This is a genomic window from Nocardioides sp. YIM 152588 (assembly GCF_040191335.1).
GTDB lineage: Bacteria > Actinomycetota > Actinomycetes > Propionibacteriales > Nocardioidaceae > Nocardioides.
In genome coordinates this window covers 1-26851 of record NZ_JBEGDJ010000056.1, presented here as the reverse complement: position 1 = coordinate 26851, position 26851 = coordinate 1, and the positions used below count along the sequence as shown (strand labels likewise).

The following is a 26851-nucleotide window of genomic DNA, read 5'->3' as shown; positions in this document are numbered from 1 at the left end:
ACCGCCACCGCGCCCACCACCGCGGTCGCGGGACACCCGGCCGATGGCCGCCCGGCCGGCGCGGCGGGTCGCCGCCGGCGGCCGCGGGTCCTCACGGTCGTGCTGCTGGGCTGCCTGATCGGCCTCGTCCTGGGTATCGTCCTGCGGGTGGCCGTGGTGACGCTCCGATGACTCCCCGGTGGCCCGACGACCTGCGCCCGGCGACGCTGCGCCAGCCGGACCAGGTCAGCTGCGGGGCGACGACGGTCGTCGCGGCGCGGGTCCTGCTGCGACCGCCGTGGCGCCCCGAGGACGCGGTCGCCGAGATCAGGGCCGAGCACCGCAAGCTGACCTCGACCCGCAGCGCCCGGGACCGGCTGCAGGTCCCCTGGCCCCGCCGGTTCGGTACGCCGCCGTGGGCCGTCGCCGACGCGCTCGGCGTGCTGGCGGGCGAGCGGGTGGCCACGGTGGTCACCCGCCCGCGACCCGAGACGGGCTACGACGTGCTGGTCGCCCAGCTCGCGACCCGCCCGGCGGCGGTCTACCTCGGCAACGCCTGGCTGCCGCGGCACGTCGTGCTCGCCGTGGAGGCGCTCGACGGCGGCGCCTCGGTGCGGGTCTTCGACCCGTCCGCGGGCGCGCTGGTCGTCGTCGAGGCCGACCGCTGGCGGGACCAGCGGGTCGGGATCGCCGGCTGGGACGTCCCGTGGGCCGTGATCTGAGCGTGTGGTGAGCCTCAGGCGTCGGCGTGGTCGGCGTACCAGGGCTTGATCACGTCCATGATCAGCCGCAGCCGCTCGTCGTAGTGCAGGAACGCCGACTTCATCGCGTTGACCGTGAACCACTCGACCTCGCGCAGGCCGTAGCCGAACGCCTCGGTGAGCAGCTCGAACTCCCGGGTCATCGACGTGCCGCTCATCAGCCGGTTGTCGGTGTTGACGGTGACCCGGAAGCGCAGGTCGGCCAGCAGCTTGATCGGGTGCTCGGCGATCGAGGCGGCGGCGCCGGTCTGCACGTTCGAGGACGGGCACATCTCCAGCGGGATCCGCTTGTCCCGGATGTAGGCGGCCAGCCGGCCCAGCTTCGGGGTGCCGTCGTCGAGGCGGCCGATGTCGTCGACGATCCGCACGCCGTGGCCGAGCCGGTCGGCGCCGCACCACTGCACGGCCTCCCAGATCGACGGCAGGCCGAACGCCTCGCCGGCGTGGATGGTGACGTGGCCGTTCTCGCGGCGCACGTACTCGAAGGCGTCGAGGAAGCGGGTCGGCGGGTACCCGGCCTCGGGGCCGGCGATGTCGAAGCCGACGACGCCGTGGTCGCGCCAGTCGATCGCCAGCCCGGCGATCTCCGAGGAGCGGGCGGCCTGCCGCATCGCGGTCAGCAGGTGGCGCACGACGATCCGCCCACGGGCGGCGTCCATGCCCTGCTGGAAGCCCTCCTGGACCGCGGCGACGACCTCGGCCAGGGTCAGCCCCTGCTCGACGTGCAGCTCGGGGGCGTAGCGGATCTCGGCGTACACGACGCCGTCCGCGGCGAGGTCCTCGACGCACTCGCGGGCGACCCGGGTGATCGCCGGGCCGGTCTGCATCACGCCGACGGTGTGGCTGAAGGTGTCCAGGTAGCGCACCAGCGAGCCGGAGTCGGCCGCCGCGGTGAACCAGTCACCGAGGGCCTCGGGGTCGGTGGTCGGCAGCTCGTGCCCGCAGTCCGCCGCGAGGTCGACCACGGTCGCCGGGCGGAGCCCGCCGTCGAGGTGGTCGTGCAGCAGGACCTTGGGCGCGGACCTCAACAGCGCCGTCGGCAGTCCACGTGTAGGTTCCATGAGCGCATTGTTCCAACTCCGGCCCAACCGTGAGCCAGCAGTGGGGACACCCACCCGTCCAAGCCCGCCGGGGCGTCGCACCAAGGGAGCAGCGATGAAGGTTTTCAGCACGTTCGAGGAGATCGAGGCCGCCACCGGGGAGGACCTGGGCGCGAGCGAGTGGCTCACCGTCGACCAGGACCGGGTGAACCTCTTCGCCGACGCGACCGGCGACCACCAGTGGATCCACGTCGACGTCGAGCGCTCGAAGGAGGGCCCGTTCGGCGGCACCATCGCGCACGGGTACCTGACCCTGTCGCTGGTGCCGTGGCTGGGCAGCCAGGTGTTCAGCCTGCAGACCCCCGGCGCGAAGCTGAACTACGGCGTGAACAAGGTCCGCTTCCCCACCCCGGTGCTGGTCGGTTCGCGCATCCGCGCCCACGTGAAGATCACGACGGTCACCGACATCCCGGCCGGCAAGCAGCTGACCGTCCAGCACACCATCGAGATCGAGGGCCAGGACAAGCCCGCCTGCGTCGCCGAGACGGTCGTCCTGCTCCTCCCCTGAGCCGCCGAGAAGGCACTCGGGGCAGCGCGAACAGGGAGTTAGGGCACGCCGAACAGGGAGTTGGGCCGCCCCGAGCCCCGGTTCGCGCTGCCCCGAGCCCCGGTTCGCGCTGCCCCGAGCCCCGGTTCGCGGGTCAGGAGATGCGGTCGAGGACCAGCGGCCCGGGCTCGTACGACGCCCCGCCGGCCGCCACCTCCCAGCCACCCTCCAGCGCCGCCAGCGCCCGGTCGAACCGGGCGGGCTCGTCGGTGAGCAGCGTGAACAGCGGGCTCCCCGCGGTCACCGCGTCGCCCGGGCGGGCGTGCCAGACGACGCCGGCGCCGGCCTGCACGGGGTCCTCCTTGCGGGCGCGCCCGGCGCCCAGGCGCCACGCCGCGACGCCGACCGCCATCGCGTCGAGCCTGGTGAGCACCCCGTCCGCCGGGGCCGTCACCACGTGCGACTCGCGCGCCACCGGGAGCGGTGCGTCGGGGTCGCCGCCCTGGGCCCGGATCATCCGCTTCCAGGCGTCCATCGCCGTGCCGTCCGCCAGCCGGTCGGCCGGGTCGACGTCGGTGACCCCGGCGGCCGCGAGCATCTCCCGGGCCAGCGCCAGGGTCACCTCGACCACGTCGGCGGGGCCGCCGCCAGCCAGCACCTCCACGGACTCGGCGACCTCGATCGCGTTGCCGGCGGTCAGGCCGAGCGGGACCGACATGTCGGTGAGCAGCGCGACGGTGCGCACCCCGGCGTCGGTGCCGAGCGCGACCATCACCTCGGCCAGCTCGCGGGCCTTCGCCAGGTCCTTCATGAACGCGCCGGTGCCGACCTTCACGTCCAGCACCAGGGCGCCGGTCCCCTCGGCGATCTTCTTGCTCATGATCGAGGAGGCGATCAGCGGCACCGCCTCCACGGTGCCGGTGACGTCGCGCAGCGCGTAGAGCTTCTTGTCGGCCGGGGCGAGCCCGTCGCCGGCGGCGCAGACCACCGCGCCGACGTCCTCGAGCTGCGCCATCATCTCGGCATTGCTCAGCAGCGCCCGCCAGCCAGGGATCGACTCGAGCTTGTCCAGGGTGCCGCCGGTGTGGCCCAGGCCGCGTCCGGAGAGCTGCGGCACGGCGACACCGCAGGCCGCCACCAGCGGGGCCAGCGGGAGCGTGATCTTGTCGCCCACACCGCCGGTGGAGTGCTTGTCCGCGGTCGGGCGCGACAGGGAGGAGAAGTCCATCCGCTCGCCCGAGGCGATCATCGCGGCGGTCCACTCCGCGATCTCGCGGCGCTCCATCCCGTTCAGGAGGATCGCCATCGCGAGCGCGGACATCTGCTCGTCGGCGACCGCCCCGCGGGTGTAGGCGTCGACCACCCACTCGATCTGGCCGGTGCTCAGCGCACCGCCGTCACGCTTGGTGGTGATCACCTCGACTGCGTCGTGCGACTCGTTGCTCACCCAGCGTTTCTACCAGGCACCCGGCGGCACGGCGATCCGTGCCGTCATCGGTCCGGCCTCAGGCGGGCCGCCCCGCCACCGGCACCTCGCGGTGGCCGCGCAGCGTGAAGGTCCCCCGCGACGTGGGCTCCCCGGCGAGGTCGAGGTCCGGCAGGTGCGCGAAGAGCGCCGCCACCGACTCGGCCAGCTCCATCCGGGCCAGCGGTGCCCCGAGGCAGAAGTGCACGCCGACCCCGAACGACAGGTGCGGGTTGGGGTCGCGGTCGACGCGGAACTCGTCCGGGTCCGCGAAGACGCCCGGGTCGCGGTTGGCCGAGCCGACGAGCACCGCGATCCGCTCGCCGGTCCCCACCGTGATCCCGCCGACCTCGACGGGCTCGGTGGCGGTCCGCTCGAAGAGCTGGAGCGCGGAGTCGAAGCGGAGCATCTCCTCGACGGTCGCCGGGATGTCGGCGCCCGGCCGACGCCCGCCGCGCAGCATCCCGACGAGGCCGTTGCCGAGCACGTTGACCGACGCCTCGTGGCCGGCGTTGAGCAGCAGCACCGCCGACGCCACCACCTCGTCCGGGCTCAGCTCGGTGCCGACCAGGTCGGTGATCAGGTCCGCACGCGGGAACCGGCGACGCTCCTCGGCGATCGACCGGACCAGGTCGGCGAAGTCGGCGGCGGCCGCCACGGCGGCGTCCACCACCTCCGCGCCGGGTGCGGGCTCGTACATCCGCACGATCGCCTGGGACCAGGACCGCAGGTCGGGTGCGCACGACGCGGGCACCCCGAGCAGCTCGGCGATGACCAGCACGGGCAACGGCTCGGCGTACCCGGCGATGACGTCGAAGCCGGCCGGGTCGACACCCGCCAGGAGCTCCTCCGCCAGCGCCCGCACCCGCGGCCGCAGCCGCTCGACGTGGCCGCGGGCGAACGCACGGGCGACGGGCCGGCGCAGGCGGGTGTGCTCGGGCGGCTCGTTCTCCATCATCTGGTTGCGGTGCAGGAGGTTGAACGGCTCCAGGTAGTCGGCCGGCTCCCGGTCGCGCCAGATCCTGCCCAGCCGCCGGTCGCGCTGCACGGCGCTCACCGAGGCGTGGTCGAAGGCCATCCAGACCCCGGAGGCCTCGTGGCGGGCGACCGGGTGGCGCGCCCGTTCCTCGGCGAAGAACGGGTACGGGTCCCGGACCAGCTCCGGTGCGGTCAGGTCAAGCGAGGTCGTCGGGTCCGAAGGCATCCGGCAGCACCTCCGCCATGGGGCGCACACCCCGCACCGTCCAGACCTGCAGCCCCGGGCCGCCGTTCTCCCACAGCAGCTGCCGGCAGCGCCCGCACGGCATGATCACCTCGCCCGTCCCGTTGACGCAGACGAAGTGGGTGAGCCGGCCGCCGCCGGTGGCGTGCAGCTGCGAGATCACCCCGCACTCGGCGCAGAGCACGACGCCGTACGCCGCGTTCTCGACGTTGCAGCCGACCAGGACCCGCCCGTCCTCGGCGACGGCGGCGGCGCCCACCCGGTAGCCCGAGTAGGGCGCGTACGCCCGCGCCGCGACCTCGGTCGCCGCTCGCTTCAGTGCATCCCAGTCGCCGTCCCAGACGGCCTCCACGTCGACCACGCCGCCACGCTAGCGCCCGGACCCCACCTGTGCGCGGGCTCACGCGCGTAGCACGCGTGCGAGTACGAAAAGGTCGCAACTTCGTAACGTTGGCCCTGCCGGCTTTGCGGAGCGGGGCCGCTGGGCCACTATGCGTCGGAGAACCAGCCGACCTGCCCTGCCCGCCGGGCCCGGGGCGCTGACCTGGAGGACATCTGTGAAGACCTGGAAGAGGACGACCGCCGCCACCGCCGTGGCACTCATGGCGAGCGCCGCGCTCGCGGCCTGCGGCGACGCCCCGGAGGAGAGCGACACCGAGTCGGTCGACTTCCTCCCCTGCATCCTCTCCGACGCGGGCGGTTTCGACGACAAGTCGTTCAACCAGCTCAGCTACGAGGGCGTGAAGGAGGCCGCCGACGAGCTCGGCGCCGACTTCAAGGAGTTCGAGTCGCAGAGCGAGAACGACTACCAGGGCGCGCTCGAGGGCTTCGTCTCCGCGGGCTGCGACATGATCGTCACCGTCGGCTTCGCGCTCTCGGCCGCGACCGTCGAGTCGGCCACCGCCAACCCCGACATCGAGTACGTCCTCATCGACGACGCCGCGGACAACGACTTCGACGGCACCAAGGACGCGGACAACATCAAGCCGCTGCTCTACGACACCGCCCAGGCCGCGTTCCTGGCCGGCTACGCCGCCGCGGACTACACCAAGACCGGCGTCGTGGGCACCTACGGCGGCCAGCCGTTCCCGACCGTGACCATCTTCATGGACGGCTTCAAGCAGGGCGTGGACTACTACTCCTCGGAGAAGGGCAAGAAGGTCAAGCTCGTCGGCTACTCCGGCGAGGACAAGGGCGTGTTCACCGGCGGCTTCGAGGCCAACGAGAAGGCGACCAACACCGCCAAGCAGATCCTGGACCAGAACGCCGACCTGATCCTCCCCGTCGGTGGCCCGATCTACCAGGGCGCGCTGACCGCGATCGCCGACACCGGCAAGGACGTCGCCATGCTGGGCGTCGACGCCGACCTCTACGAGACCGACCCGAGCACGCAGGACGTCGTGTTCACCTCGATCCTGAAGAACATGAAGCAGTCGACGTACGAGGCCGTCGTGGCCGCGGGCGGCGGCGAGTTCGACCCGGAGGCCTACATCGGCACCCTCGAGAACGAGGGCGTCGGCATCGCCCCGTTCCACAACTTCGAGGACAAGATCTCCGACTCGCTCGCGGGCGAGCTGGACGAGGTCAAGGCCGGCATCATCGACGGCTCGATCCCGGTGACCTCGTACCTCAACCAGTGAGGTCCTGAGGCACCCACAGTGCGGGGGAGGTCGGCTCACGCCGGCCTCCCCCGGCTCATGTCCAGCCCGCGTACGGCGCGTGTCGCACGCGTACCACTGGCAATCACGCGCCGGCTCAGACAGGATCCCAACCATGAAGCTCGAACTGCGGGGCATCACCAAGCGCTTCGGCTCGCTGGTCGCCAACGACCAGATCTCGCTCACCGTCGCCTCCGGCGAGATCCATGCGCTGCTCGGCGAGAACGGCGCCGGCAAGTCGACCCTGATGAACGTCCTCTACGGCCTCTACGACGCCGACGAGGGCGAGATCCTGCTCGACGACCAGGTCCAGGCGTTCGCCGGGCCCGGCGACGCGATCGCCGCCGGCATCGGCATGGTGCACCAGCACTTCATGCTCATCCCGGTCTTCACCGTGGCCGAGAACGTCATGCTCGGCAACGAGGCGACCGGCTTCGCCGGCACCCTCGACCTCGACGCGGCGCGCACGCGGGTGAAGGAGATCTCCGAGCGGTTCGGGTTCGACGTGAACCCCGACGCGCTCGTCGAGAACCTCCCGGTCGGCGTCCAGCAGCGCGTCGAGATCATCAAGGCCCTCTCCCGCGACGCCCGCGTCCTCGTCTTCGACGAGCCGACCGCGGTGCTCACCCCGCAGGAGACCGACGAGCTGATGGACATCATGCGCCAGCTCAAGGAGTCCGGCGCCGCCATCGTCTTCATCAGCCACAAGCTCCGCGAGGTCCGCGAGATCGCCGACCGGATCACCGTGATCCGGCGCGGCAAGGTGGTCGGCGAGGCCGAGCCGACCGCGACCAACGCCGAGCTCGCCGCGCTCATGGTCGGCCGCCCCGTCGAGCTGACCGTCCACAAGGACCCGGCCAAGCCCGGACCCGACGCGCTGGTGGTGCGCGACCTGCGGGTGCGCGACGACGACGGCCACGTGCACCTGGACGGGATCAGCTTCAGCATCGCCGAGGGCGAGGTGCTCGGCGTCGCCGGCGTCCAGGGCAACGGCCAGACCGAGCTCAGCGAGGCCGTGATGGGCCTCCAGCACCACGTGACCGGCTCGATCAGCCTCGACGGCGAGGAGCTGGTCGGCAAGTCCGTGCGCAAGGTCCTCGACCGCGGCGTCGGCTTCATCCCCGAGGACCGGCAGGTCGACGGACTGGTCGGCGAGTTCACCATCGCCGAGAACCTGATGCTCAACCGCAGCCACGGCCTGCCGTTCGTCCGCGGCGGCACGATCCGCAGCACCGTGCTGGACGACTTCGCCAACACCAAGCTGGTCGAGTACGACGTCCGCGCCCCGGGCATCACCACGACCGCCGCGCAGCTCTCGGGCGGCAACCAGCAGAAGGTCGTCGTGGCGCGCGAGCTCTCCCGCGACCTGCGGCTGCTCGTCGCGGCCCAGCCCACCCGCGGCGTCGACGTCGGCTCGATCGAGTTCATCCACAAGCAGATCGTCGCCGCCCGCGACGAGGGCGTCCCGGTGCTCCTGGTCTCGACCGAGCTCGACGAGATCGCCGCCCTCTCCGACCGGATCATGGTGCTCTACCGCGGCCGCGTGGTCGGGATCGTGCCGGCCGACACCGCCCGCGAGACGCTCGGCCTGATGATGGCCGGCGAGCGCCCGCCCGGCATGGGTGAGGATCCCGAGCACCCCGGACACCTCAAGGAGGAGGACGCGTGAACGACCAGGTCGAGCCCACGCCCGCGGACGGGACCCCCGACGCTGCCACGACCACGGAGCCCGCGCCGCCCGCCAACGACGACCAGCGGTGGCGCGAGGCGCTCCGCGACATCTCCTCGGGCCACGCGATGGTCTCGGTGCTCTCGATCGTGCTGGCCTTCGCGGTCGGCTCGATCATGATCCTGGCGACCGACGAGCAGGTCCGGAGCAGCCTCGGCTACATCACCGCCCGCCCGAGCGACTTCTTCCAGGCCGCCTGGGACTCGGTCTGGGGCGCCTACTCCTCGCTGTTCCAGGGCGCGATCTGGAACGGCGACGCCGCGACCTTCCAGGGCAAGATCCGGCCGCTGACCGAGACGCTGAAGTTCGCCGCGCCGCTCACCCTGGCCGGCCTCGGCGTCGGCCTGGCCTTCCGCGCCGGGCTGTTCAACATCGGTGGCCAGGGACAGATGCTCATGGCCGGCGCCGCCGCCGGCTGGGTCGGCGTCAGCATGGACCTGCCCTTCGTGATCCACCTGCCGCTCGCGATCCTGGCCGGCATGGTGGCCGGCGCGCTGTGGGCCGGCATCGTCGGACTGCTCAAGGCCCGTACCGGCGCGCACGAGGTGATCGTCACGATCATGCTCAACTACGTCGCCTACTACCTGGTCTTCTTCGCCCTCTCCCGACAGGCGCTGCTGCAGGCGCCGGGGTCGACCAACCCGAAGTCCGCGGCGATGCCCGACTCGGTGATCCTGCCCAAGATCCTCGGCGACAGCTTCAACCTCCACGCCGGCCTGATCCTGGCGCTGCTGGCCGTCGCCTTCGTCTGGTGGCTGCTCAACAGCTCGGCGATGGGCTACCGGTTCCGCGCGGTCGGCGAGAACCCCGACGCAGCCCGTGCGGCCGGCATCGACGTGGGCCGGTCGTACGTGATGGTCATGGTGATCGCCGGCGCCCTGGTCGGCCTGGCGGGCGTCAACCAGGTGCTCGGCACCGTGACCAGCGGCGTCGCCAGCGACCTCGACGCCGGCATCGGCTTCGACGCGATCACCGTGGCGCTGCTGGGCCGCTCCCGCCCGCTCGGCATCCTGGCCGCGGGCATCCTGTTCGGCGCGCTCAAGGCCGGCGGCTTCGTGATGTCGGTCTCGGAGGGCATCCCGATCGACATCGTCCTGGTCATCCAGTCCCTGATCGTCCTGTTCATCGCCGCGCCGCCACTGGTGCGGGCGATCTTCCGGCTCCCCCAGAAGGAGGCGACGGCGTGAGCACCACGACCGACATGCCGGTGCCCGCCAACGTCGAGGGCGCGGGCGCCGTCGAGGCACCGGTGACCTGGAAGGCCACCATCATGCTCGGGCTGGTCAGCCTGGCGATGGCGTTCCTGGCGCTCTTCGAGCAGCGCGACGGCGAGACCACCTTCCGGCTGGCCACCGCCAACGACTTCTTCGAGCTGCCCGAGGCGACGGTCTCGGCCAACGCGGCCGTGGCCGTGGTGACCCTGGCGCTGATCGCGATGACCGCGTTCTCCGCCTACCTCACCTACCGCGGCCGGCCGACCTCGCTGTGGCTGGTCGGCGTCTTCTCGGTGGTCGCGATGATCGGCTTCCTCGCCTGGGCGGCGGCCGGCGAGACCGTGCCCGTCGTCGGCCTCCTGGCCGGGTCGATCACCCTCGCCGTACCGCTGGTCTTCGGCGCCCTCGGCGGCGTGCTCGGCGAGCGCGCCGGCGTGGTCAACATCGCCATCGACGGCCAGCTGCTCTTCGGTGCGTTCGCCGGGGCCATGTTCGGCACCCTGTTCGCGTCCACCTGGGGCGGGCTGGGCGCGGCGATGCTCGCCGGTGCCGTGGTGGCGCTGCTGCTCGGCTTCTTCGCGATCACCTACATGGTGCAGCAGGTGATCGTCGGCGTCGTGCTCAACGTGCTGATCATCGGCGTGACCAGCTTCCTGTTCAGCCAGGTGATGGCGGAGAACCCGGACACGCTGAACTCGCCGCCGCACTTCAGCCGGATCACCATCCCCCTGCTCGGCGACATCCCGCTGATCGGCCCCGTCCTGTTCCGGCAGACGATCCTCGTCTACCTGATGTACGTCGCCGTCGCGGTCGTCTACTTCGCGCTCTTCCGCACCAAGTGGGGCCTGCGCGTGCGGGCCGTCGGCGAGCACCCGAAGGCCGCGGACACCGTGGGCATCAAGGTCAACCGGACCCGCTACACCACGCTGCTGATCGCCGGCCTGGTCGCCGGCGCCGGCGGCGCGACGTACACGCTGGTCTCGGTGCCGCAGTTCGGTCGCGAGATGACCGGCGGCGCGGGCTATATCGCGCTCGCCGCGGTGATCTTCGGCCGCTGGCACCCGATCCGGGCCACGCTCGCGGCGCTGCTCTTCGGCTTCGCCACCAACCTGTCGGGCGTGCTGTCCGTGCTCGGCTCGCCGGTGCCCAGCCAGTTCATGCTGATGCTGCCGTACGTCGTCACCGTGGTCGCCGTGGCCGGCTTGGTCGGCCACTCCCGGCCGCCGGCCGCCGACGGCGTCCCGTACCGCAAGGGTTGACGCGGCTCACCGTCGCTCGTGCCAGCGCCGCTCCGGTCCGCCGGGGCGGCGCTGGTGCGTTCGGGATGGCTCGGTCAGGCTCGGTGGCGGCGCGTCGAGCCGGCGCCAAGGCGCGCTCGTGTGCCCCACACACCCGCATAGCGGGGCCTCAGGCACACGACCCCGTCTCAGCACAGCTCGGCTCACCTCGGCGCAGCTCGGAGCCGTCAGCCCCGGGACGCTCAGCCCGTCGCCGCCAGCGACCGCACGGCCGCGCCGGCGAGGACCCGCGCACCGACGCCGATCGAGCCCTCGTCGACCCGCAGGTCGCCCTGGTGCAGGTCGTAGGTGGCGCCGCCCGGGGTCCGGGTGCCGAGGCGGAACATCGCGCCGGGGACGCGCGTCTGGTACCAGCCGAAGTCCTCGCCGCCCAGGCTCTGGGGCACCTCGACGGTGCGGTGCGGGCCCCACAGCGCGTGCACGGTCCCGCGGAGCAGCCCGACGCTGGTCGCGTCGTTGACGACCGGAGGGACGCCCTGGAGGTAGTCGACGTTGGCGGTGACGCCGTAGGGGCCGACGATGTCGTGGACGGCCTCGCGGACCACCGTCTCGACCTCGGTCCACGCCTGCGCGTCGAGGATCCGGACGGTGCCGGCGACGAGGCCGCGATCGGGGATCACGTTGGGGGCGGCGCCCGCGCGCAGCAGTCCCCAGACCACGCTGACGCCCGAGCGCGGGTCCATCCGGCGGCTGAGCACGGCGGGCAGCTCGGTGGTCACCTTGGCCAGGGCGAACGTGAGGTCGCCGGTCAGGTGCGGGCGCGAGGTGTGGCCGCCGGTGCCCTCGAGGCGCACCTCCAGCCGGTCCGCGGCGCTGGTCAGCGGCCCGACGCGCAGCCCGATGGTGCCGCAGTCGACGGCCGGCTCGCAGTGCAGGCCGAAGACCCGGTCGACGCCGTCGAGCACCTCCTGGGCGAGCAGGTGCTTCGCGCCGCCGGGCATCACCTCCTCCGCGGGCTGCAGCAGCAGCCGGACGCGACCCGGCAGGGCGTTGCGGTCGTGCAGCTCGGACAGCGCGTGGGCGGCGCCGATCAGCGCGGACATGTGGACGTCGTGGCCGCAGGCGTGGGCGACGCCGGGCACCTGGCTGGTCCACGGGTCCTCGGTGAGGTCCTGGACCGGCAGCGCGTCGAGGTCGGCGCGTAGCGCGACGCAACCCTTGCCCCGGCCGAGGTCCGCGACCAGGCCGCTGCGCGGCATCGGCCGGACCTCCCAGCCGTTGCGGGCCAGCGCCTCGCCGAGCCGGTCGGTGGTGCGACGCTCCTGCCAGGAGAGCTCGGGGTGGCGGTGCAGGTCGCGGCGCAGCTCGACGAGGTCGTCCTCGAGCTTCCCGACGGAGGCGTCGATCGTCGCGATCGCCTCGCTCAGCGCGTCCTGTTCCACGGTCGGCAGGTTACGCGCTCGGCGGCGCCTCGACGCCATCGCGACCGGCATCGAGACCGCCATCGTGGTCGGCGTCGTAGGCGGCCAGGATCCGGTCGGCGGCCAGCGGCGCGGTCAGGGCGCCGCCGAGGACCTCCTCGCGCACCTCGTCCCGCACCGCGCGCACACCGGCGGAGTTCCGCAGCCGCTGGTCCAGCTCGTCGCGCACCAGCGCCCAGGTGAACTCCAGCTGCTGCTCGGCGCGCTTGCGCACCAGTCCCGACTCCCCCAGGTCCTCGCGGTGCCGCTGGATCTGCTCCCAGACCTCGTCGACCCGGTCCCCGGTCAGCCCGGAGCAGGTGACCACCGGCGGCGCCCACTCGTCGTGGCCGCGGACCAGCCGCAGCGCGCCGGCGAGCTCGCGGGCCGCGCCGCGCGCCTCCCGTTCGCGGTCACCGTCGGCCTTGTTCACCGCGATCACGTCGGCGATCTCCAGGATCCCCTTCTTGATCCCCTGCAGCTGGTCGCCGGTGCGCGCCAGCGTCAGGAAGAGGAACGTGTCGACCATCCCGGCGACCGTGATCTCGGACTGGCCGACCCCGACGGTCTCGACCAGCACCACGTCGTACCCGGCGGCCTCGAGGACCGCCATCGCCTGGGTCGTGGCGCGCGCGACGCCGCCCAGCGTGCCGGCCGACGGGGAGGGCCGGATGAAGGCGTTCGGGTCGACCGAGAGCCGGGCCATCCGGGTCTTGTCACCCAGCACGGAGCCGCCGGTGCGCACGCTCGACGGATCCACCGCCAGTACGCCGACCCGCAGCCCCGCCGCGGTCAGCCGGCCGCCGAGCGCCTCGATGAACGTGGACTTGCCCACCCCGGGGACGCCGGAGATGCCGACGCGGACCGCCGGCTTCCTCGTCCCCGCGGCGGCGTCCTCGGCGAGCCGGGTCAGCAGCTCCCGCGCCGCGGCGCGGTGCCGCGGCGCGGTCGACTCGACCAGGGTGATCGCCCGCGAGACCTGCGCGCGGTTGCCCGCGCGGACGCCCTCGAGCAGTCGCTCGACCTCCATCCGCCCCGTACCTCTCGACGCGCTCAGTGGTCGAGCAGGTCGCGCAGCTTGGCGAGCAGGTCCAGCGCGGACTCCGCGATCACCGTGCCGGGGAGGAACACCGACGCGGCGCCCATCTCCTTCAGCGTCGGCACGTCGTCCGGCGGGATGACGCCCCCGATGACGACCATGATGTCGTCACGCCCCTGCTCGGCCAGCGCCTTCTTCAGCGCGGGGAGCAGGGCCAGGTGGCCGGCGGCCAGCGAGGAGACGCCGACGATGTGCACGTCGGCGTCGATCGCCTGCTGCGCGACCTCCTCCGGGGTGGAGAACAGCGGCCCCACGTCCACGTCGAAGCCCATGTCGGCGAAGGCGGAGACGACCACCTTCTGGCCGCGGTCGTGGCCGTCCTGGCCCATCTTGGCGACCAGGATCCGGGGCCGGCGGCCCTCGGCCTCGGCGAACTCGTCGGTCGCCTCGCGCACCTGGTTCACCAGGGTGTCGCCGGCCCCGTCGTTGGCCTGGCCTGCCTCGTCGCGGTACACGCCGGAGATCGTACGGATCACGGCCTGGTGGCGCCCGTAGACCTTCTCCAGGGCGTCGGAGATCTCACCGACGGTGGCCTTGGCGCGGGCGGCGCCGACGGCCAGGGCGAGCAGGTTGCCGTCGCCGGACTCGGCGCTGCGGGTGAGCGCGTGCAGCGCGTCCTCGACGTCGGCGGAGTTCCGCTCGGCGCGCAGCCGCTCGAGCTTGGCGACCTGCTGGCGGTAGACGTCGTCGTTGTCGACCTTGAGCACCTCCAGCGGGTCCTCGGACTCCAGCCGGTAGGTGTTGACGCCGATCACCTGCTGGGCGCCGGAGTCGATCCGGGCCTGGGTGCGGGCGGCGGCCTCCTCGATGCGCATCTTCGGGATGCCCTGCTCGATGGCGGCGGCCATGCCGCCGGCGGCCTCGGCCTCCTGGATGTGCGCCCACGCGCGCTCGGCGAGGTCGTGGGTCAGCTTCTCCACGTAGTAGGAGCCGGCCCACGGGTCGATCGACTGCGTGGTGCCGCTCTCCTGCTGCAGCAGCAGCTGGGTGTTGCGGGCGATCCGCGCGGAGAAGTCGGTCGGCAGCGCGATCGCCTCGTCCAGCGCGTTGGTGTGCAGGCTCTGCGTGTGGCCCTGGGTGGCGGCCATCGCCTCGATGCAGGTGCGGCCCACGTTGTTGAAGACGTCCTGGGCGGTCAGCGACCAGCCGGAGGTCTGGCTGTGGGTGCGCAGGCTGAGCGACTTCGGGTTCTGCGGGTCGAACTGGCGCACCAGCCGGCTCCACAGCGCCCGGGCCGCGCGCATCTTCGCGACCTCCATGTAGAAGTTCATGCCGATCGCCCAGAAGAACGACAGGCGCGGCGCGAACTGGTCGATGGTCAGGCCCGACTCGAGGCCCGCGCGGATGTACTCCACGCCGTCGGCGAGCGTGTAGGCCAGCTCCAGGTCGGCGGTCGCCCCCGCCTCCTGCATGTGGTAGCCGGAGATCGAGATCGAGTTGAACCGCGGCATCTCGCTGGAGGTGAACGCGAAGATGTCGGAGATGATCCGCATGCTCGGCGCCGGCGGGTAGATGTAGGTGTTGCGGACCATGAACTCCTTGAGGATGTCGTTCTGGATGGTCCCCGCGAGCTGGCTCGGCTTCACCCCCTGCTCCTCCGCGGCGGCGATGTAGAGCGCGAGCACCGGCAGCACGGCGCCGTTCATGGTCATCGAGACCGACATCTTGTCCAGCGGGATGCCGTCGAAGAGGGTCCGGGTGTCGTAGATCGAGTCGATCGCCACGCCCGCCATGCCGACGTCGCCGCGCACCCGCGGGTGGTCGGAGTCGTAGCCGCGGTGGGTGGCCAGGTCGAACGCGACCGAGAGGCCCTTCTGGCCGGCCGCGAGGTTGCGCCGGTAGAAGGCGTTGGACTCCTCGGCGGTGGAGAAGCCGGCGTACTGCCGGATGGTCCACGGCTGGGTCGTGTACATCGTCGGGTACGGGCCGCGCAGGAACGGGCTGAGGCCCGGCCAGGTGTCGAGCGCGTCCAGCCCGGCGAGGTCGTCGGGGCCGTAGGAGGGCTTGATCTCGATGCCCTCGGGGCTGTGCCACGGGTCGGTGTCGCCGTGGGCGGCCGGCTGCGTCGGCGCGCCGCCGCCCAGCGACAGCCCGGCGAAGCTCTTCGGAATGCTCATGCCAGCGCCTCCCGGGTGCGGGTCAGGAACGCGAGGGCGTCCACGCCCGTCGCGCACGCGTCGTCGGTGAAGTCGGTGCCCTTGCCCGCCACGATCACGCGAGTCGCGCCCGCGTCGCGGAGCGCGGCCGCGGCCTGCTCGCCCCACTCGGCGTAGGCGGCGTCGGTGCCGGCCAGGCAGACCACCGGCTGCCCGTCGTACGCCGCCAGCAGGTCCTCGACGCCGGCGGTCGGCCCGGCGGGCTCGACCGCCACGCCGCCGGCGGCGAACAGGTTCGTCGCGAAGGTGGCGCGCGCCGTGTGCTGGGCGATCGGGCCGAGCGTGGCCAGGAAGACCGGGCGGGCGGCGGGCTCGTCGCGCAGCGCCTCGAAGGAGGCGCCGTAGCGGCGGACGGGCTCGCCGGCGCCGACCAGCGGCGCCCGCTCGGGCAGCGTCTCGGCCAGGTTCGGGAACTCGCTGACGCCGGTCAGCGGCCGCCTGCGGGTGGCGACCTGCTGCTCGCGGCGGGCCACCACGTCGGCGATCTGCGGCTCGAGGTCCTCGCCGGCGTCGAGGCGCCCGAAGAGGTCCCAGGCCGCGATCGCGGTGTCGTCGGTCAGCTTCTCGACCAGGTAGGAGCCGCCGGCGGGGTCGGCGACCTCGGCGACGTGCGACTCGTCGATCAGCAGGTGGGAGAGGTTGCGCGCGATCCGGCGGCCGAAGCCGTCGGGCTGGCCGAGCGGGGCGTCGAACGGCAGCACGGTGACCGCGTCGGCGCCTCCGACGCCGGCGGCGAACGCGGCGACGGTGGTGCGCAGCATGTTCACGTAGGGGTCGTACTTGGCCAGCATCGGGCTGCTGGTGACCGCGTGCTGGCGCTGCTCGACCTGCTCCGAGGCGCCGCTCAGCTCCAGCACCCGCGCCCACAGGCGGCGGGCCGCGCGGAGCTTGGCGATCGTCGGGAACTGCTCGTCGGTGGCCGCGTAGCGGAACTCGATGAGCGCCGCCGCCTCGGCGGCGCCGAGGCCCGCGTCGGTCAGCGTGCGCAGGGCGGTGACGCCGGTGGCCAGCGCGTACGCGAGCTCCTGGACGTCGGAGGCGCCCCGGTCGTGCACGACGGTGGCGTCGACCAGGACCCCGAGCACGCCGAGGTCCGAGGCGAGCCGGGCCACCTCGACCAGGTCCACGGGCGAGGCGGTGGCCGCGTCGGCGCCGAGGTTGGTGTGCGGGTGCGGGTCGACGTACTGGGCCGCCAGGAGCTCGGCGAGGGCGCGGGCCGCGGCCACCGGCGCGGTCGCGGAGATCGCCACCGGCGCCAGGTCGAGCAGGACCTTGTCGAGGACGGCCGGAAGGTCGGCGCCGTCGGTGGTGCTCACCCACAGCGAGGTGACGCCGCCGTCGAGGTCGACCAGGGCGTGCTCGTTCAGCAGGGCGGCGTCGGCGTGGCCGTAGTGGGCGCGGATGTCCCAGGCGCCGGCCCGCGTCGGGCGACCCGAGGTCTGCAGGTCCGCCAGGTCGGCCGGGGTGCCCAGCGGGGTGATCGGGATCCCGTCCAGCGTGGTGCGCGCGAGCCGGTCCCAGACCAGCGCGTCGGCGTCGTCCTCGGCCAGCTTGCGGGACTTGCGGAGCACGGCCGCGGCGGCGGCCTCCCACTCCGCACCCGTGTGGGTGTCCTCGGGCTGCGCGAGTGTCAGCGGCGTGTCAGTCACGCGGTCAGGGTAACCGCGGCCGGCGTCGGCATGCCCCGGGGACCACCCGTCGAGCGACGAGCGTCACACCACCCCGCGCGCCCCGCCCGACACCCGACGTTCACCCAGGCTCCGCCTGGGCGCAGCAGTCCGTCCGCGCGGGGCTCACACGCTGGCGCCATGAGGATCACGCTGGCGACGGAGACCTTCTACCCCGCGGTGGACGCCACCACGACCACCATCAAGGCGACCGCGGACCGGCTGGTGGACCTCGGCCACGCGGTCCAGATCATCGCGCCCGGGCCGGGCCTGAACAGCTACCGCGGCTGCGAGGTCGCGCGGGTGCGGCCGCTGGAGCCCACCGGCGCGCAGACCCGCGCCGCGATGGTCGCCTTCCGGCCCGACCTGGTGCAGGCGCACTCCCCGCGGGCAGTGGGCCGCAAGGCGATCAAGCACGCCGGCCGCCTCGGCGTCCCGACGCTCGCGGTCGAGCAGTCGCCGGTGCTCGACCTGGCCGCCGACTACTGGCGCAGCCGCATCGCCGGGCGGGCGGACGCCACCCTCGTCACCTCGGCGTGGATGGTGGAGCGCGCCGCCGAGCTCGGCGTCACCGCGCGGGCGTGGCTCCCCGGCGTCGACCCGGCCGCGTTCACCCCCGCCCTGCGCGACCACTGGCTGCACTCGGTCTGGTCGCGGGCCAAGAGCCGGCCCGGGGCCGACCCGCTGGTCGTCGTCGGGTACGTCGGCGCGCTGCACAAGCGGCACGGCGTGCGCCGCCTCGCGGAGCTGGCCGAGATCCCCGGCACCCGCCTGGTCGTGATCGGCACCGGGCCCGAGCGGGAGTGGCTCCAGCGCCGCCTCCCGCACGCGAAGTTCACCGGCCCGCTGCCCACGGCCGACCTGACCGTGGCGCTGCCGACCCTGGACGTGCTGGTCCACCCGGGTGCGCTGGAGACCGACGCCCACGTGCTGCGCGAGGCGGCGGCCGCCGGCGTACCGGTGGTGGCGCCGCGCGCCGCGGCGGCGGCGGAGGTGGTGCGCCACCTGGAGACCGGCGTCCTCTACGACGCCGACCGGCGCAGCGACCTGGTCCGCGCGGTGACCTCCGTGGTCGCGGACCGGCAGCGCTCGCTGATGGGCGCCCAGGCGCGGGAGCACGCGCTGGGCCGCACCTGGACCGAGGCGGTGGACGAGCTCGTCGAGCACCACCACGCGGCGCTGCTGCCGAGCCTCGTCTGACCCGGCGCCCGAGCGGCGCGTCCGAGCCGTCGGACGCCCTGCTTGAACCCGCTGGTAACGTAGGTAAGGGTCGCCTTACGTGCATATCTCACATGAGCCCGGTCACCTACCGCCCGGTAGCGGGGGTAGCCTGACCCCTCGTGGCAACGACGACGCGACCCTCATTGGTCAAGGGCTCTCGATCGACCAGGTCGACCATCGCCCTCAAGCTCCTCATGGCCGTCAGCGGCCTGCTGTTCATCGCCTTCGTGGTGGGGCACATGTACGGCAACCTCAAGGCGTTCGCGGGTGAGGAGGCGTTCAACCACTACGCCGAGCACCTGCGCGAGCTGGGCGAGCCGATGCTCCCCCACGAGGGCTTCCTCTGGATCCTGCGGATCGGCCTGATCGCCGCGATCGTGGTCCACGTCGGCTGCGCGATGGCGCTCTGGCACCGCGCGGCCAAGGCCCGCCCGGTCAAGTACGCCGTGAAGCGCAACACCACCTCGCTCTCCTCGCGCACCATGCGCTGGGGCGGCCTGACGATCCTCGTGTTCGTGGTGTGGCACCTGCTCAACTTCACGATCGTCAAGATCAACCCGAGCAACGGCGACACCGGCGGCGACAACCCCTACGCCCTGCTGGTCGACACCTTCGACCTGTGGTGGATGACGATCATCTACCTGATCGCGATGGTCGCCCTCGGCTTCCACCTGCACCACGGCACGTTCAGCTCGCTGCAGACCCTGGGCCTGACCAACTCGGCGACCTCGCGGGCCCGCGCCCGCGCCACCGGCTGGATCGTCGCCATCGTCATCGCGGGCGGCTTCTCGCTGGTCCCGCTGTCCGTCCTCGTCGGCATCATCGAGAAGTAAGGAGCCGCACCCATGGCTGGCAGCACCCTCCACGACGGCCTCACCCCGCTCAACGCGGCCCCGAACCAGGTCTCGGACGACGCCGAGGGCTTCTACACCCTCGGCGACGGCCTGGTCGACGCCAAGGCGCCGACCGGTCCGATCAAGGACCGCTGGACCACCCGCAAGTTCGAGAACCGCCTGGTCAACCCGGCCAACCGGCGCAAGCTCTCGGTGATCATCGTCGGCACCGGCCTGGCCGGCGGCGCCGCCGCCGCCACGCTCGGCGAGGCCGGCTACAACGTGAAGTCCTTCTGCTACCAGGACTCCCCGCGCCGGGCCCACTCGATCGCCGCGCAGGGCGGCATCAACGCGGCCAAGAACTACAAGGAGGACGGCGACTCGACGTACCGCCTCTTCTACGACACGGTCAAGGGCGGTGACTACCGCGCCCGCGAGTCGAACGTCTACCGCCTCGCCGAGGTCAGCGCGAACATCATCGACCAGTGCGTCGCGCAGGGCGTCCCGTTCGCCCGTGAGTACGGCGGCCTGCTGGACAACCGGTCGTTCGGCGGCGTGCAGGTCTCCCGGACCTTCTACGCCCGCGGCCAGACGGGCCAGCAGCTGCTGATCGGCGCCTACCAGGCCATGGAGCGCCAGGTCGCGGCCGGCACGGTCGAGCAGTTCACCCGCCACGAGATGCTCGACGTGATCGTCGTCGACGGCAAGGCCCGCGGCATCATCGCCCGCGACATGGTCACCGGCGAGATCGAGACGCACCTGGCCGACGCGGTGGTCCTCGCCACCGGTGGCTACGGCAACGTCTACTTCCTCTCCACCAACGCGATGGGCTCGAACGTCACCGCCGCGTGGCGCGCGCACCGCAAGGGCGCCTACATGGCCAACCCCTGCTACACGCAGATCCACCCGACCTGCATCCCGGTCACCGGCGCGCACCAGTCGAAGCTGACCCTGATGTCGGAGTCGCTGCGCAACGACGGCCGGATCTGGGTCCCCAAGAACGCCGCCGACTGCGACAAGGACCCGCGGGAGATCCCCGAGTCCGAGCGCGACTACTTCCTGGAGCGGATCTACCCCTCCTTCGGCAACCTGGTCCCCCGCGACATCGCCTCCCGCGCCGCGAAGTACATGTGCGACGAGGGCCGCGGCGTCGGGCCCCAGGTCGAGGAGACCGGCCCCGACGGCGAGAAGCGCCTCGTCCGCCGCGGCGTCTACCTGGACCTGGGCGCGGCGATCCAGCGCCTCGGCAAGGAGGCCATCGAGGAGAAGTACGACAACCTCCTCGACATGTACGAGCGGATCACGGGCGAGAACCCGTACGAGCTGCCGATGCGCATCTACCCCGCCGTGCACTACGTGATGGGCGGCCTGTGGGTCGACTACGAGCTCCAGACCAACATCCCGGGTCTCTTCTGCGCCGGTGAGGCGAACTTCTCCGACCACGGCGCGAACCGCCTCGGCGCCTCGGCGCTGATGCAGGGCCTCTCCGACGGCTACTTCGTGCTGCCGAACACCATCCGCGACTACCTCGCCGACGGCCCGTTCGAGACGGTCGACGAGTCGCACCCCGCCGTGCTCGCTGCCCAGCAGGCCGTGCAGCAGCGGATCGACCAGTTCCTCTCCATCGACGGCACCCGCACCGTGGACTCCTTCCACAAGCAGCTCGGCCAGATCATGTGGGAGTACTGCGGCATGGAGCGGACCAAGGAGGGCCTGATCAAGGCCATCGGCCTGATCCGCGACCTGAAGAAGGAGTTCTGGAGCAACGTCCGCGTGCTCGGCTCCGCCGACACCCTCAACCAGGACCTCGAGAAGGCCGGCCGCGTGGCCGACTTCATCGAGCTGGGCGAGCTCATGTGCATCGACGCGCTCAACCGGCGCGAGTCCTGCGGCGGCCACTTCCGGGGCGAGTCGCAGACCGAGGACGGCGAGGCGATGCGTCACGACGACGAGTTCGCCTACGTCGCCGCCTGGGAGTGGGGCGGCGAGGATGGCTCGCCGGTCCTGCACAAGGAAGACCTGATCTACACGGCCATCGAGATGAAGCAGAGGTCCTACAAGTGAATCTCACCCTCAAGATCTGGCGCCAGGCCAACGCGTCGGCGGCGGGTGCGCTGCACACCTACCAGCTCGATGGCGTCTCCACGGACATGTCGTTCCTGGAGATGCTCGACCTGCTCAACGAGCAGCTGGTCACCTCCGGCGAGGAGCCGGTGGCGTTCGACTCGGACTGCCGCGAGGGCATCTGCGGCATGTGCTCGCTGATGATCAACGGCCAGGCGCACGGCCCGGAGGTCACCACGACCTGCCAGCTGCACATGCGCTCCTTCAAGGACGGCGACACGATCACCATCGAGCCGTGGCGCGCCGAGCCGTTCCCGGTGGTCAAGGACCTGATCGTCGACCGCTCCGCGTTCGACCGGATCATCCAGTCCGGCGGCTACATCTCGGCCAACACCGGTTCCGCCCCCGAGGCCAACTCGGTGCCGGCGCCCCGCGACAAGGCGATGCGCGCGTTCAACGTGGCCACCTGCATCGGCTGCGGCGCCTGCGTGGCGGCGTGCCCCAACGGCTCCGCCTCGCTCTTCCTGGGCGCCAAGATCACCCACCTGGGCGAGCTGCCGCAGGGTCAGCCGGAGCGGTACTCGCGCGTGGTCGACATGGTCGGCCAGCACGACCACGAGGGCTTCGGCGGCTGCACCAACATCGGCGAGTGCGCCTCGGCGTGCCCGAAGGAGATCCCGCTGGACGTCATCAGCCAGCTGAACAAGGACCTCCGCACCGCGATGAAGATGGGCCTCTGACCCCTCTCCGAGCGACAGACACCGCGAGTCGGCAGAAAGTTTCTGCCGACTCGCGGTGTTTTTCGGCTCAGGGGTGGCGCTTGACCTCGTCGCCGATGCCCTGGAGCATCCGGTTGTACGCCGCGAGCTCGGCGTCCCCGTCGCGGTCGGCGGCGCGGTCGCGGCGCTTGGCCTCGCGGGTGTCGTCGCGGAACCACTGGATCACCAGCACCACGATGACCATCACCATCGGCACCTCGCCGAGCGCCCAGTTCATCGAGCCGGCGAGGTTCTGGTCGACGAGCAGGTCGGGCACGTACGGGACCGCGAGGAGGGTGTAGTACCGCTCCCCCACGATCGTGTCCGCGCCCATCAGCGCGACCGAGAAGAACGCGTGGAACGGCATCGTCACCAGGAGCAGCAGCAGCCGGCTGATGTAGGAGATCTGGTGACCGGGCCGGGAGCCGAGCAGCAGCTCGAAGAAGATCAGGCCGGCGACGAGGAAGTGCAGCTCCATGGCGAGGTGGCCGAGGTGGCTCCTCATCAGCCAGTCGAACATGCCGGTCAGGTACACCGGGTAGAGCGCGCCGACCAGCAGCAGGCCGGCGGTCACGGGGTTGAGCCACAGCCGCGCCATCCTGGACCCCAGCGCGGCCGAGAGCATCTGCCGCGGACCCATCCCGCCGGGCACGTCGCTACCGGGGAGCGCCCGCAGCGCGAGCTGGATCGGCTGGCCGAGGACCAGCAGGATCGGCGCCACCATCGAGAGCATCATGTGCGCGGCCATGTGCGCGCTGAACATGACGTTGGAGTAGACGCCGAGGCCGCCGAAGGTCGCGTACCCGACCACGGCCAGGCCGGCGAACCACAGGATCGTGCGCAGCACCGGCCAGGCGTCGCCCCGGCGGCGCAGGGTGACCACGCCGACCAGGTACGCCGCCGCGCCGATGCCGACCACGGCGAAGCCGAGGCCGCTGGGCGTGAAGCTCCACAGCAGCAGGCCGAGCGTGGGCTCGGGCGGGATCGGGCCGCCGAGCAGGTTCTCCGCGGCCGAGGTGTAGGGCTCGCCGACGGGCAGCGGGGTCCGGGAGAGCGCGACGCCGAGGCCCATGGCGACGGCCATCAGGCCGCCCTCGAGCACGGTCAGGCGGGTCAGCAGGCCGCGGGCGGAGATCCCGTCGGTCCCGTCGCCCCGCTCGGCGCGGGCGGCCAGCGAGCGCCGGTAGCGGATCACGAGGAGGCCGATCAGGGAGACCACGGCCACCTTGGCCAGCGCCCCGAGCGCGTAGGAGGAGCCGAGCTCGTCGAGCGAGCCGATCCGCACCCAGGCGCTCAGCGCGCCGGAGGCGACCACCAGCCCGAAGCACCACGCGGCCAGCGCCCCGAAGCGGCGCACCGCGCGGGCGCGCAGCTCGGTCGAGGAGCCCAGGTGCCACCACAGGGCCACCACGCCGCCGAACCACACGACGGCCGCCAGCACGTGGATGACGATGGCTACGATCGCGGTGTCGTGGCTGCCGGAGGACGCCGCGTGGCCGGTGAGCAGCGGCGGCACCAGCGCGGCCAGCGCCACCCCCAGCAGCACGGCGACCGAGCGGGCGGTGAGCAGCCAGCGGGCCGCCACGGCGACGACCGCGGCCAGCAGCGCCTGGACGATCAGGGCCTGGCCCTGGTCGACGGTGCGGGCGAAGCCGCGCAGCTCGACCCAGCGGACCTCGCCGAGCGGCACGGCGAACTGGTCGGAGAAGGTGAGCACGACCTGGGCGAGAGCGGCCACGGCCCAGCCCAGAGCCAGCCACCGGACCGAGCCGGTGGCGCGCAGCGCGCGGCCGCCCATCTCGTCGGCGGGCCGGCGCATCGTCAGCGGGGCGACCAGCAGGCCGGCGACCACGCCGACGGCGAGGAGGTCGGCGAGCAGCCGGACGACCGGCAACCCCCAGCCGGTGAGGCGGCCGGGGTCGGGCAGGCCCGGGATCGGCTCGGCCGGGGCGCCGCCGCCGGCCAGCAGCAGCACGACCAGCGCGGTGAGCCCGGCGAAGGCGCCGCCGGCGAGCGCCACGGTCCGCGGCCAGCCGCCGCCGGGGCGGGCGGGGGTGCGGTCGGTGGTGGCGGGGGTCCCGGCGGTCACGAGCGGGCCCTCCTGGCCAGGAGCGCGAGGACGCCCGCGACGACGAAGAGGCCGATGCCGACGCCCCAGTACAGCTGCGTGCGCGACAGGCCCGAGCCGTCGGAGGTGTCGGAGGCGTCCGCGTCGTCCGCGCCGTCCGCACCGTCGGCCGCAGCGCCGGCCGCCGGTGAGGCCGAGGCCTCCGGTGACGCCGAGGCGTCCGGGGACGGCGACGCCGCCACTCCCCCGTCCTCGTCGCCGACGACGAAGGTCAGCTGGCCGGTCACGGGGTGGCCGTCCTCGGAGACGACCCGGAAGGCCGCGGTGTAGGTGCCCTCGGCGCCGGAGCCGGCGAGGTCCACCGACACCTCGGTGCCGCCCACGCGCACGGTCTCGGACGCGACCTGCTCGCCGTCCGGCGCGGTCACGACGGCGTACGCCGGGGTCGCGATCGGTTCGCTGAACGTGAAGGTCATCTCCGCCGGCAGCGCGTCCAGGCGCGCGCCGTCCTCGGGCGAGGAGCCCAGCAGCGAGGTGTGCGCGGCGGCGGGGCTCGTCCAGCCGGCCAGCAGCACGCCGAGCAGGGCCGTCATCACCGCCAGCGGGGCGGCCCAGGCGGCGCGGGTGGCCACCGGGGCGGGGTACTTCGTCACGTTCTCTCCTGGCACTCGTCAAGCGTCGGCGCCGAGCAGCGGCTCGCCGACGTACCCATCATCCGTGGCGGCCGGTGGAATCGCGTAGACGGCGGAGCCGATCGCCCGCGTCCACTCGTTGAGCCGGTCCATCTCGGCCAGCCGCCGCTGGACCGGCACGAACTGCCGGGCCACGTCGGCGGCGTACGCGATGAAGACCAGGCCCGCGTCCTCGCCGGTCGGCCGGGAGGTGTCCGGCACGGTGTAGTTGAAGGGGCGGCGCAGGAACCGCTGCAGCGGGTCGGAGCTGCGCGCCCGGGCCATGTGGCTGGCCGGGTCGATCACCGGGAAGCCGAAGGCCGTCTTCGCGTTCAGGTCCGGGGCGTCGGTCTCGTGCTCGCCGGTCAGCGGCGCCCCGTTGTCCAGGCGGCGGCCGATCACCTCCTCCCGTCCCCGGCGGTCCACGCGGTCCCAGCCCTCGAGGTCCATCCGGATCCGGCGCAGCACCAGGAAGGTGCCGCCGGCGAAGGCCTCGGCGGCCTCCCCCTCGCCTCCGGACCAGATCAGGCCGTCGAAGTCGGGCTCGGCGGGGTCGGGGTTGACCGTGCCGTCCACCTGGCCCATCAGGTTGCGCATGGTGGCGCCCGCGGGCGCGGTGCCCCGGGCGTCGCGGAAGCCGTCCTGGATCCACCGCACCTCGGCGAAACCGCGGGCGTCCTTGAGCAGCATCCGGCGGGCGTGGGCCAGCGTGACCGGGTCGTCGGAGCAGATCTGGGCGACGACGTCGGTCTGTCCCCAGGCCTCGTCGAGCCGGTCGCCGGCGAACTCCGGCAGCTCCGCCAAGCCCACGTCGACCGTCGCCAGCTCGCGCATGACACGCGGCCCGAAGCCGAAGGTCACGGTGAGCCGCGACGGGTACTGCGCCAGCTCGGGCTCGGTGTCGGCCAGCGCGGCCCGCCCCTCGGCCAGTCGGCGGGCGTCGTCGGTGAGGAGCCGCATCATCCGCCGCAGCGACTCGCGGCTGCGCCGGGCGCGCAGGTCCCAGCCGACCATCGACAGGTGGGCCTGCGGCGGCGTGGTCACGCCCGCCTGGTGGCGCCCCGGCTCGGCGGCCGTCTCCGAGCCGGCCGGGGGCGCGACCGTCACCACCTCCGCCTCCGCGGCGGTGGCGTCGTCCGGGAGCAGCGCCGAGGCGCTCCACCCCACCCCGGCGCCGCCGAAGGCGGCGGCGCCGGAGCGGAGCACGCTACGGCGGCCCCAGCGAGGACCGCCGGGCATCAGTGATCGCCGCCCATGTCCATGTCGTCGCTCGCGTCGTCGCTCATGTCGTGGCTGTCGTCGCCGTCCTGGTACTCCTCGTCGGCACCGTCGAACGGCTTCACGGTCGCCTCGAGCTCGGTGGTCGAGCCGTCGTCGAAGGTGAGGGTCAGGGTGACGGTGGTGCCGGCCTCGAGCGCGCCGGTGAGGCCCATCAGCATGATGTGGTCACCGCCGGGCTCGAGCACATGCTCGCCGCCGGCCGGGATCGCGAAGCCGCCCTCCTTGGCCTGCATCGCCATCGAGCCGTCGTCGTTCTGCACGGTCTCGTGCAGCTCGACCATGCCGCTGACCTCGGTCTCCGCGGAGACCAGGGTGACGTCCGCGTCGGAGTCGTTGGTCAGCACGCCGAACGCGGCCGACATCTCGCCGTCGACGGCCTTGACCCAGGGGTCGGTGACGGTCACCGCGTCGGCGGCGGCGCCGGCCGGCGCGGCCGCGCTCGCGGTGTCGGCGGCGGTCCCGTCGTCGTCGGAGCCGCAGGCCGCCAGGCCGGGGACCAGGAGCGCCGCGAGCAGGGCGGCGGGGAGGTGCTTCTTCTTCATCGGTGTCCGTTCGTGGGGCGCGCGAGGAGCGCGCGGGAAGGGCGCGCGGCGCCCTCCGGACGGACCGGGTCAGCGCCCACAGCACGTCGGCGAGCGGGTAGGACGCGTCGACCGCGATGTCCCACGGTGACGTCCAGCGGTCGCCGTAGGAGATCGAGAACGGCGTGCCGTCGGCGTC

Annotated in this window: 22 protein-coding genes; 10 read left to right on the top strand and 12 right to left on the bottom strand. The window is 72.7% G+C overall.

Annotation, left to right across the window (positions count from 1 at the left end; genetic code table 11):
* Positions 1-167: 167 nt before the first annotated feature.
* Positions 168-701 (top strand): hypothetical protein, encoded by a 534-nt coding sequence (locus ABLM29_RS19010; protein ID WP_349716110.1) that lies wholly within the window; start codon positions 168-170, stop codon positions 699-701.
* 14 nt (positions 702-715) lie between these two features.
* On the opposite strand, the gene ABLM29_RS19005 is transcribed toward ABLM29_RS19010, so the two are convergent.
* Positions 716-1801: an adenosine deaminase gene (locus tag ABLM29_RS19005; protein WP_349716109.1), complete on the bottom strand. Its 1086-nt coding sequence runs from the start codon at positions 1799-1801 to the stop codon at positions 716-718.
* A 94-nt stretch (positions 1802-1895) separates the two neighbouring features.
* Here ABLM29_RS19005 and ABLM29_RS19000 point away from each other — a divergent pair, with 94 nt between their 5' ends.
* Complete coding sequence (locus ABLM29_RS19000) at positions 1896-2348, top strand: MaoC family dehydratase (protein ID WP_349716108.1); 453 nt, start codon at positions 1896-1898, stop codon at positions 2346-2348.
* 133 nt (positions 2349-2481) lie between these two features.
* Here ABLM29_RS19000 and ABLM29_RS18995 read toward each other — a convergent pair whose 3' ends face one another.
* The 3 genes from ABLM29_RS18995 to ABLM29_RS18985 are packed head-to-tail and all read right to left on the bottom strand — an operon-like array spanning position 2482 to position 5366.
* The gene (locus ABLM29_RS18995) at positions 2482-3774 is read right to left on the bottom strand and encodes a thymidine phosphorylase (protein WP_349716107.1); all 1293 of its coding nucleotides are present in this window, start codon (positions 3772-3774) and stop codon (positions 2482-2484) included.
* A gap of 58 nt (positions 3775-3832) precedes the next feature.
* Entirely contained in the window at positions 3833-4996 is a 1164-nt protein-coding gene (locus ABLM29_RS18990) for a cytochrome P450 (RefSeq protein ID WP_349716106.1), read from the bottom strand.
* The gene (locus ABLM29_RS18985; RefSeq protein ID WP_349716111.1) at positions 4968-5366 is read right to left on the bottom strand and encodes a cytidine deaminase; all 399 of its coding nucleotides are present in this window, start codon (positions 5364-5366) and stop codon (positions 4968-4970) included. Before ABLM29_RS18985 ends, ABLM29_RS18990 begins: the two co-directional genes overlap by 29 nt.
* A 205-nt stretch (positions 5367-5571) precedes the next feature.
* On the opposite strand from ABLM29_RS18985, the gene ABLM29_RS18980 reads away from it, so the two are divergent.
* From ABLM29_RS18980 to ABLM29_RS18965, 4 genes are all read left to right on the top strand, one after another.
* Positions 5572-6654: a BMP family lipoprotein gene (locus tag ABLM29_RS18980; RefSeq protein WP_349716104.1), complete on the top strand. Its 1083-nt coding sequence runs from the start codon at positions 5572-5574 to the stop codon at positions 6652-6654.
* Positions 6655-6787: 133 nt separating this feature from the next.
* Complete coding sequence (locus tag ABLM29_RS18975) at positions 6788-8341, top strand: ABC transporter ATP-binding protein (RefSeq protein ID WP_349716103.1); 1554 nt, start codon at positions 6788-6790, stop codon at positions 8339-8341.
* Positions 8338-9588, top strand: a complete 1251-nt coding sequence (locus ABLM29_RS18970; RefSeq protein WP_349716102.1) for an ABC transporter permease — start codon at positions 8338-8340, stop codon at positions 9586-9588. Before ABLM29_RS18975 ends, ABLM29_RS18970 begins: the two co-directional genes overlap by 4 nt.
* A complete protein-coding gene (locus tag ABLM29_RS18965) occupies positions 9585-10874 on the top strand; it encodes an ABC transporter permease (RefSeq protein ID WP_349716101.1) in 1290 nt (429 codons plus the stop codon). The genes ABLM29_RS18970 and ABLM29_RS18965 overlap by 4 nt, the downstream gene beginning before the upstream one ends.
* 221 nt (positions 10875-11095) lie before the next feature.
* Here the strand turns inward: ABLM29_RS18965 and ABLM29_RS18960 are convergent, their stop codons facing one another.
* Genes ABLM29_RS18960 through ABLM29_RS18945 form a run of 4 tightly spaced genes read right to left on the bottom strand, consistent with a single transcriptional unit; the run spans position 11096 to position 17217 of the window.
* Positions 11096-12295, bottom strand: coding sequence for an amidohydrolase (locus tag ABLM29_RS18960; protein ID WP_349716100.1), 1200 nt, complete (start codon positions 12293-12295; stop codon positions 11096-11098).
* Between the two features lie 10 nt (positions 12296-12305).
* Positions 12306-13343 (bottom strand): methylmalonyl Co-A mutase-associated GTPase MeaB, encoded by a 1038-nt coding sequence (gene meaB, locus ABLM29_RS18955; protein ID WP_349716099.1) that lies wholly within the window; start codon positions 13341-13343, stop codon positions 12306-12308.
* Between the two features lie 23 nt (positions 13344-13366).
* Positions 13367-15529 (bottom strand): methylmalonyl-CoA mutase, encoded by a 2163-nt coding sequence (gene scpA / locus ABLM29_RS18950; protein ID WP_349716098.1) that lies wholly within the window; start codon positions 15527-15529, stop codon positions 13367-13369.
* Entirely contained in the window at positions 15526-17217 is a 1692-nt protein-coding gene (locus ABLM29_RS18945; RefSeq protein WP_349716097.1) for a methylmalonyl-CoA mutase family protein, read from the bottom strand. The genes scpA and ABLM29_RS18945 overlap by 4 nt, the downstream gene beginning before the upstream one ends.
* 159 nt (positions 17218-17376) lie before the next feature.
* Between ABLM29_RS18945 and ABLM29_RS18940 the strand changes: the two genes are divergently transcribed.
* The 4 genes from ABLM29_RS18940 (at position 17377) to ABLM29_RS18925 (ending at position 22093) form a co-directional block, all read left to right on the top strand.
* Positions 17377-18435, top strand: coding sequence for a glycosyltransferase (locus ABLM29_RS18940; protein WP_349716096.1), 1059 nt, complete (start codon positions 17377-17379; stop codon positions 18433-18435).
* Between the two features lie 140 nt (positions 18436-18575).
* Entirely contained in the window at positions 18576-19289 is a 714-nt protein-coding gene (locus ABLM29_RS18935; RefSeq protein WP_349716095.1) for a succinate dehydrogenase cytochrome b subunit, read from the top strand.
* Between the two features lie 12 nt (positions 19290-19301).
* A complete protein-coding gene (locus tag ABLM29_RS18930) occupies positions 19302-21353 on the top strand; it encodes a fumarate reductase/succinate dehydrogenase flavoprotein subunit (RefSeq protein WP_349716094.1) in 2052 nt (683 codons plus the stop codon).
* On the top strand, positions 21350-22093 hold the full coding sequence (locus ABLM29_RS18925) for a succinate dehydrogenase/fumarate reductase iron-sulfur subunit (protein ID WP_349716093.1): 744 nt from the start codon (positions 21350-21352) through the stop codon (positions 22091-22093). Before ABLM29_RS18930 ends, ABLM29_RS18925 begins: the two co-directional genes overlap by 4 nt.
* 67 nt (positions 22094-22160) lie before the next feature.
* Here the strand turns inward: ABLM29_RS18925 and ABLM29_RS18920 are convergent, their stop codons facing one another.
* The 4 genes from ABLM29_RS18920 to ABLM29_RS18905 are packed head-to-tail and all read right to left on the bottom strand — an operon-like array spanning position 22161 to position 26673.
* On the bottom strand, positions 22161-24200 hold the full coding sequence (locus ABLM29_RS18920) for a bifunctional copper resistance protein CopD/cytochrome c oxidase assembly protein (protein WP_349716092.1): 2040 nt from the start codon (positions 24198-24200) through the stop codon (positions 22161-22163).
* A complete protein-coding gene (locus ABLM29_RS18915; RefSeq protein WP_349716091.1) occupies positions 24197-24832 on the bottom strand; it encodes a copper resistance CopC family protein in 636 nt (211 codons plus the stop codon). The genes ABLM29_RS18920 and ABLM29_RS18915 overlap by 4 nt, the downstream gene beginning before the upstream one ends.
* Positions 24833-24850: 18 nt before the next feature.
* Positions 24851-26089 carry a Dyp-type peroxidase gene (locus ABLM29_RS18910; protein ID WP_349716090.1) on the bottom strand — a complete coding sequence of 413 codons (1239 nt, stop codon included), beginning with the start codon at positions 26087-26089 and terminating at the stop codon, positions 24851-24853.
* Positions 26089-26673, bottom strand: a complete 585-nt coding sequence (locus tag ABLM29_RS18905; protein ID WP_349716089.1) for a copper chaperone PCu(A)C — start codon at positions 26671-26673, stop codon at positions 26089-26091. The genes ABLM29_RS18910 and ABLM29_RS18905 overlap by 1 nt, the downstream gene beginning before the upstream one ends.
* Positions 26674-26851: the final 178 nt, after the last annotated feature.

What these genes read in the sequence shown, in the direction of transcription:
- ABLM29_RS19010 (WP_349716110.1), top strand. Translation starts at nt 168, where the DNA reads ATGACTCCCCGGTGGCCCGACGACCTGCGCCCGGCGACGCTGCGCCAG.
- ABLM29_RS19005 (WP_349716109.1), bottom strand. Translation starts at nt 1,801, where the DNA reads ATGGAACCTACACGTGGACTGCCGACGGCGCTGTTGAGGTCCGCGCCC.
- ABLM29_RS19000 (WP_349716108.1), top strand. Translation starts at nt 1,896, where the DNA reads ATGAAGGTTTTCAGCACGTTCGAGGAGATCGAGGCCGCCACCGGGGAG.
- ABLM29_RS18990 (WP_349716106.1), bottom strand. Translation starts at nt 4,996, where the DNA reads ATGCCTTCGGACCCGACGACCTCGCTTGACCTGACCGCACCGGAGCTG.
- ABLM29_RS18975 (WP_349716103.1), top strand. Translation starts at nt 6,788, where the DNA reads ATGAAGCTCGAACTGCGGGGCATCACCAAGCGCTTCGGCTCGCTGGTC.
- meaB (WP_349716099.1), bottom strand. Translation starts at nt 13,343, where the DNA reads ATGGAGGTCGAGCGACTGCTCGAGGGCGTCCGCGCGGGCAACCGCGCG.
- scpA (WP_349716098.1), bottom strand. Translation starts at nt 15,529, where the DNA reads ATGAGCATTCCGAAGAGCTTCGCCGGGCTGTCGCTGGGCGGCGGCGCG.
- ABLM29_RS18940 (WP_349716096.1), top strand. Translation starts at nt 17,377, where the DNA reads ATGAGGATCACGCTGGCGACGGAGACCTTCTACCCCGCGGTGGACGCC.
- ABLM29_RS18930 (WP_349716094.1), top strand. Translation starts at nt 19,302, where the DNA reads ATGGCTGGCAGCACCCTCCACGACGGCCTCACCCCGCTCAACGCGGCC.
- ABLM29_RS18910 (WP_349716090.1), bottom strand. Translation starts at nt 26,089, where the DNA reads ATGCCCGGCGGTCCTCGCTGGGGCCGCCGTAGCGTGCTCCGCTCCGGC.
- ABLM29_RS18905 (WP_349716089.1), bottom strand. Translation starts at nt 26,673, where the DNA reads ATGAAGAAGAAGCACCTCCCCGCCGCCCTGCTCGCGGCGCTCCTGGTC.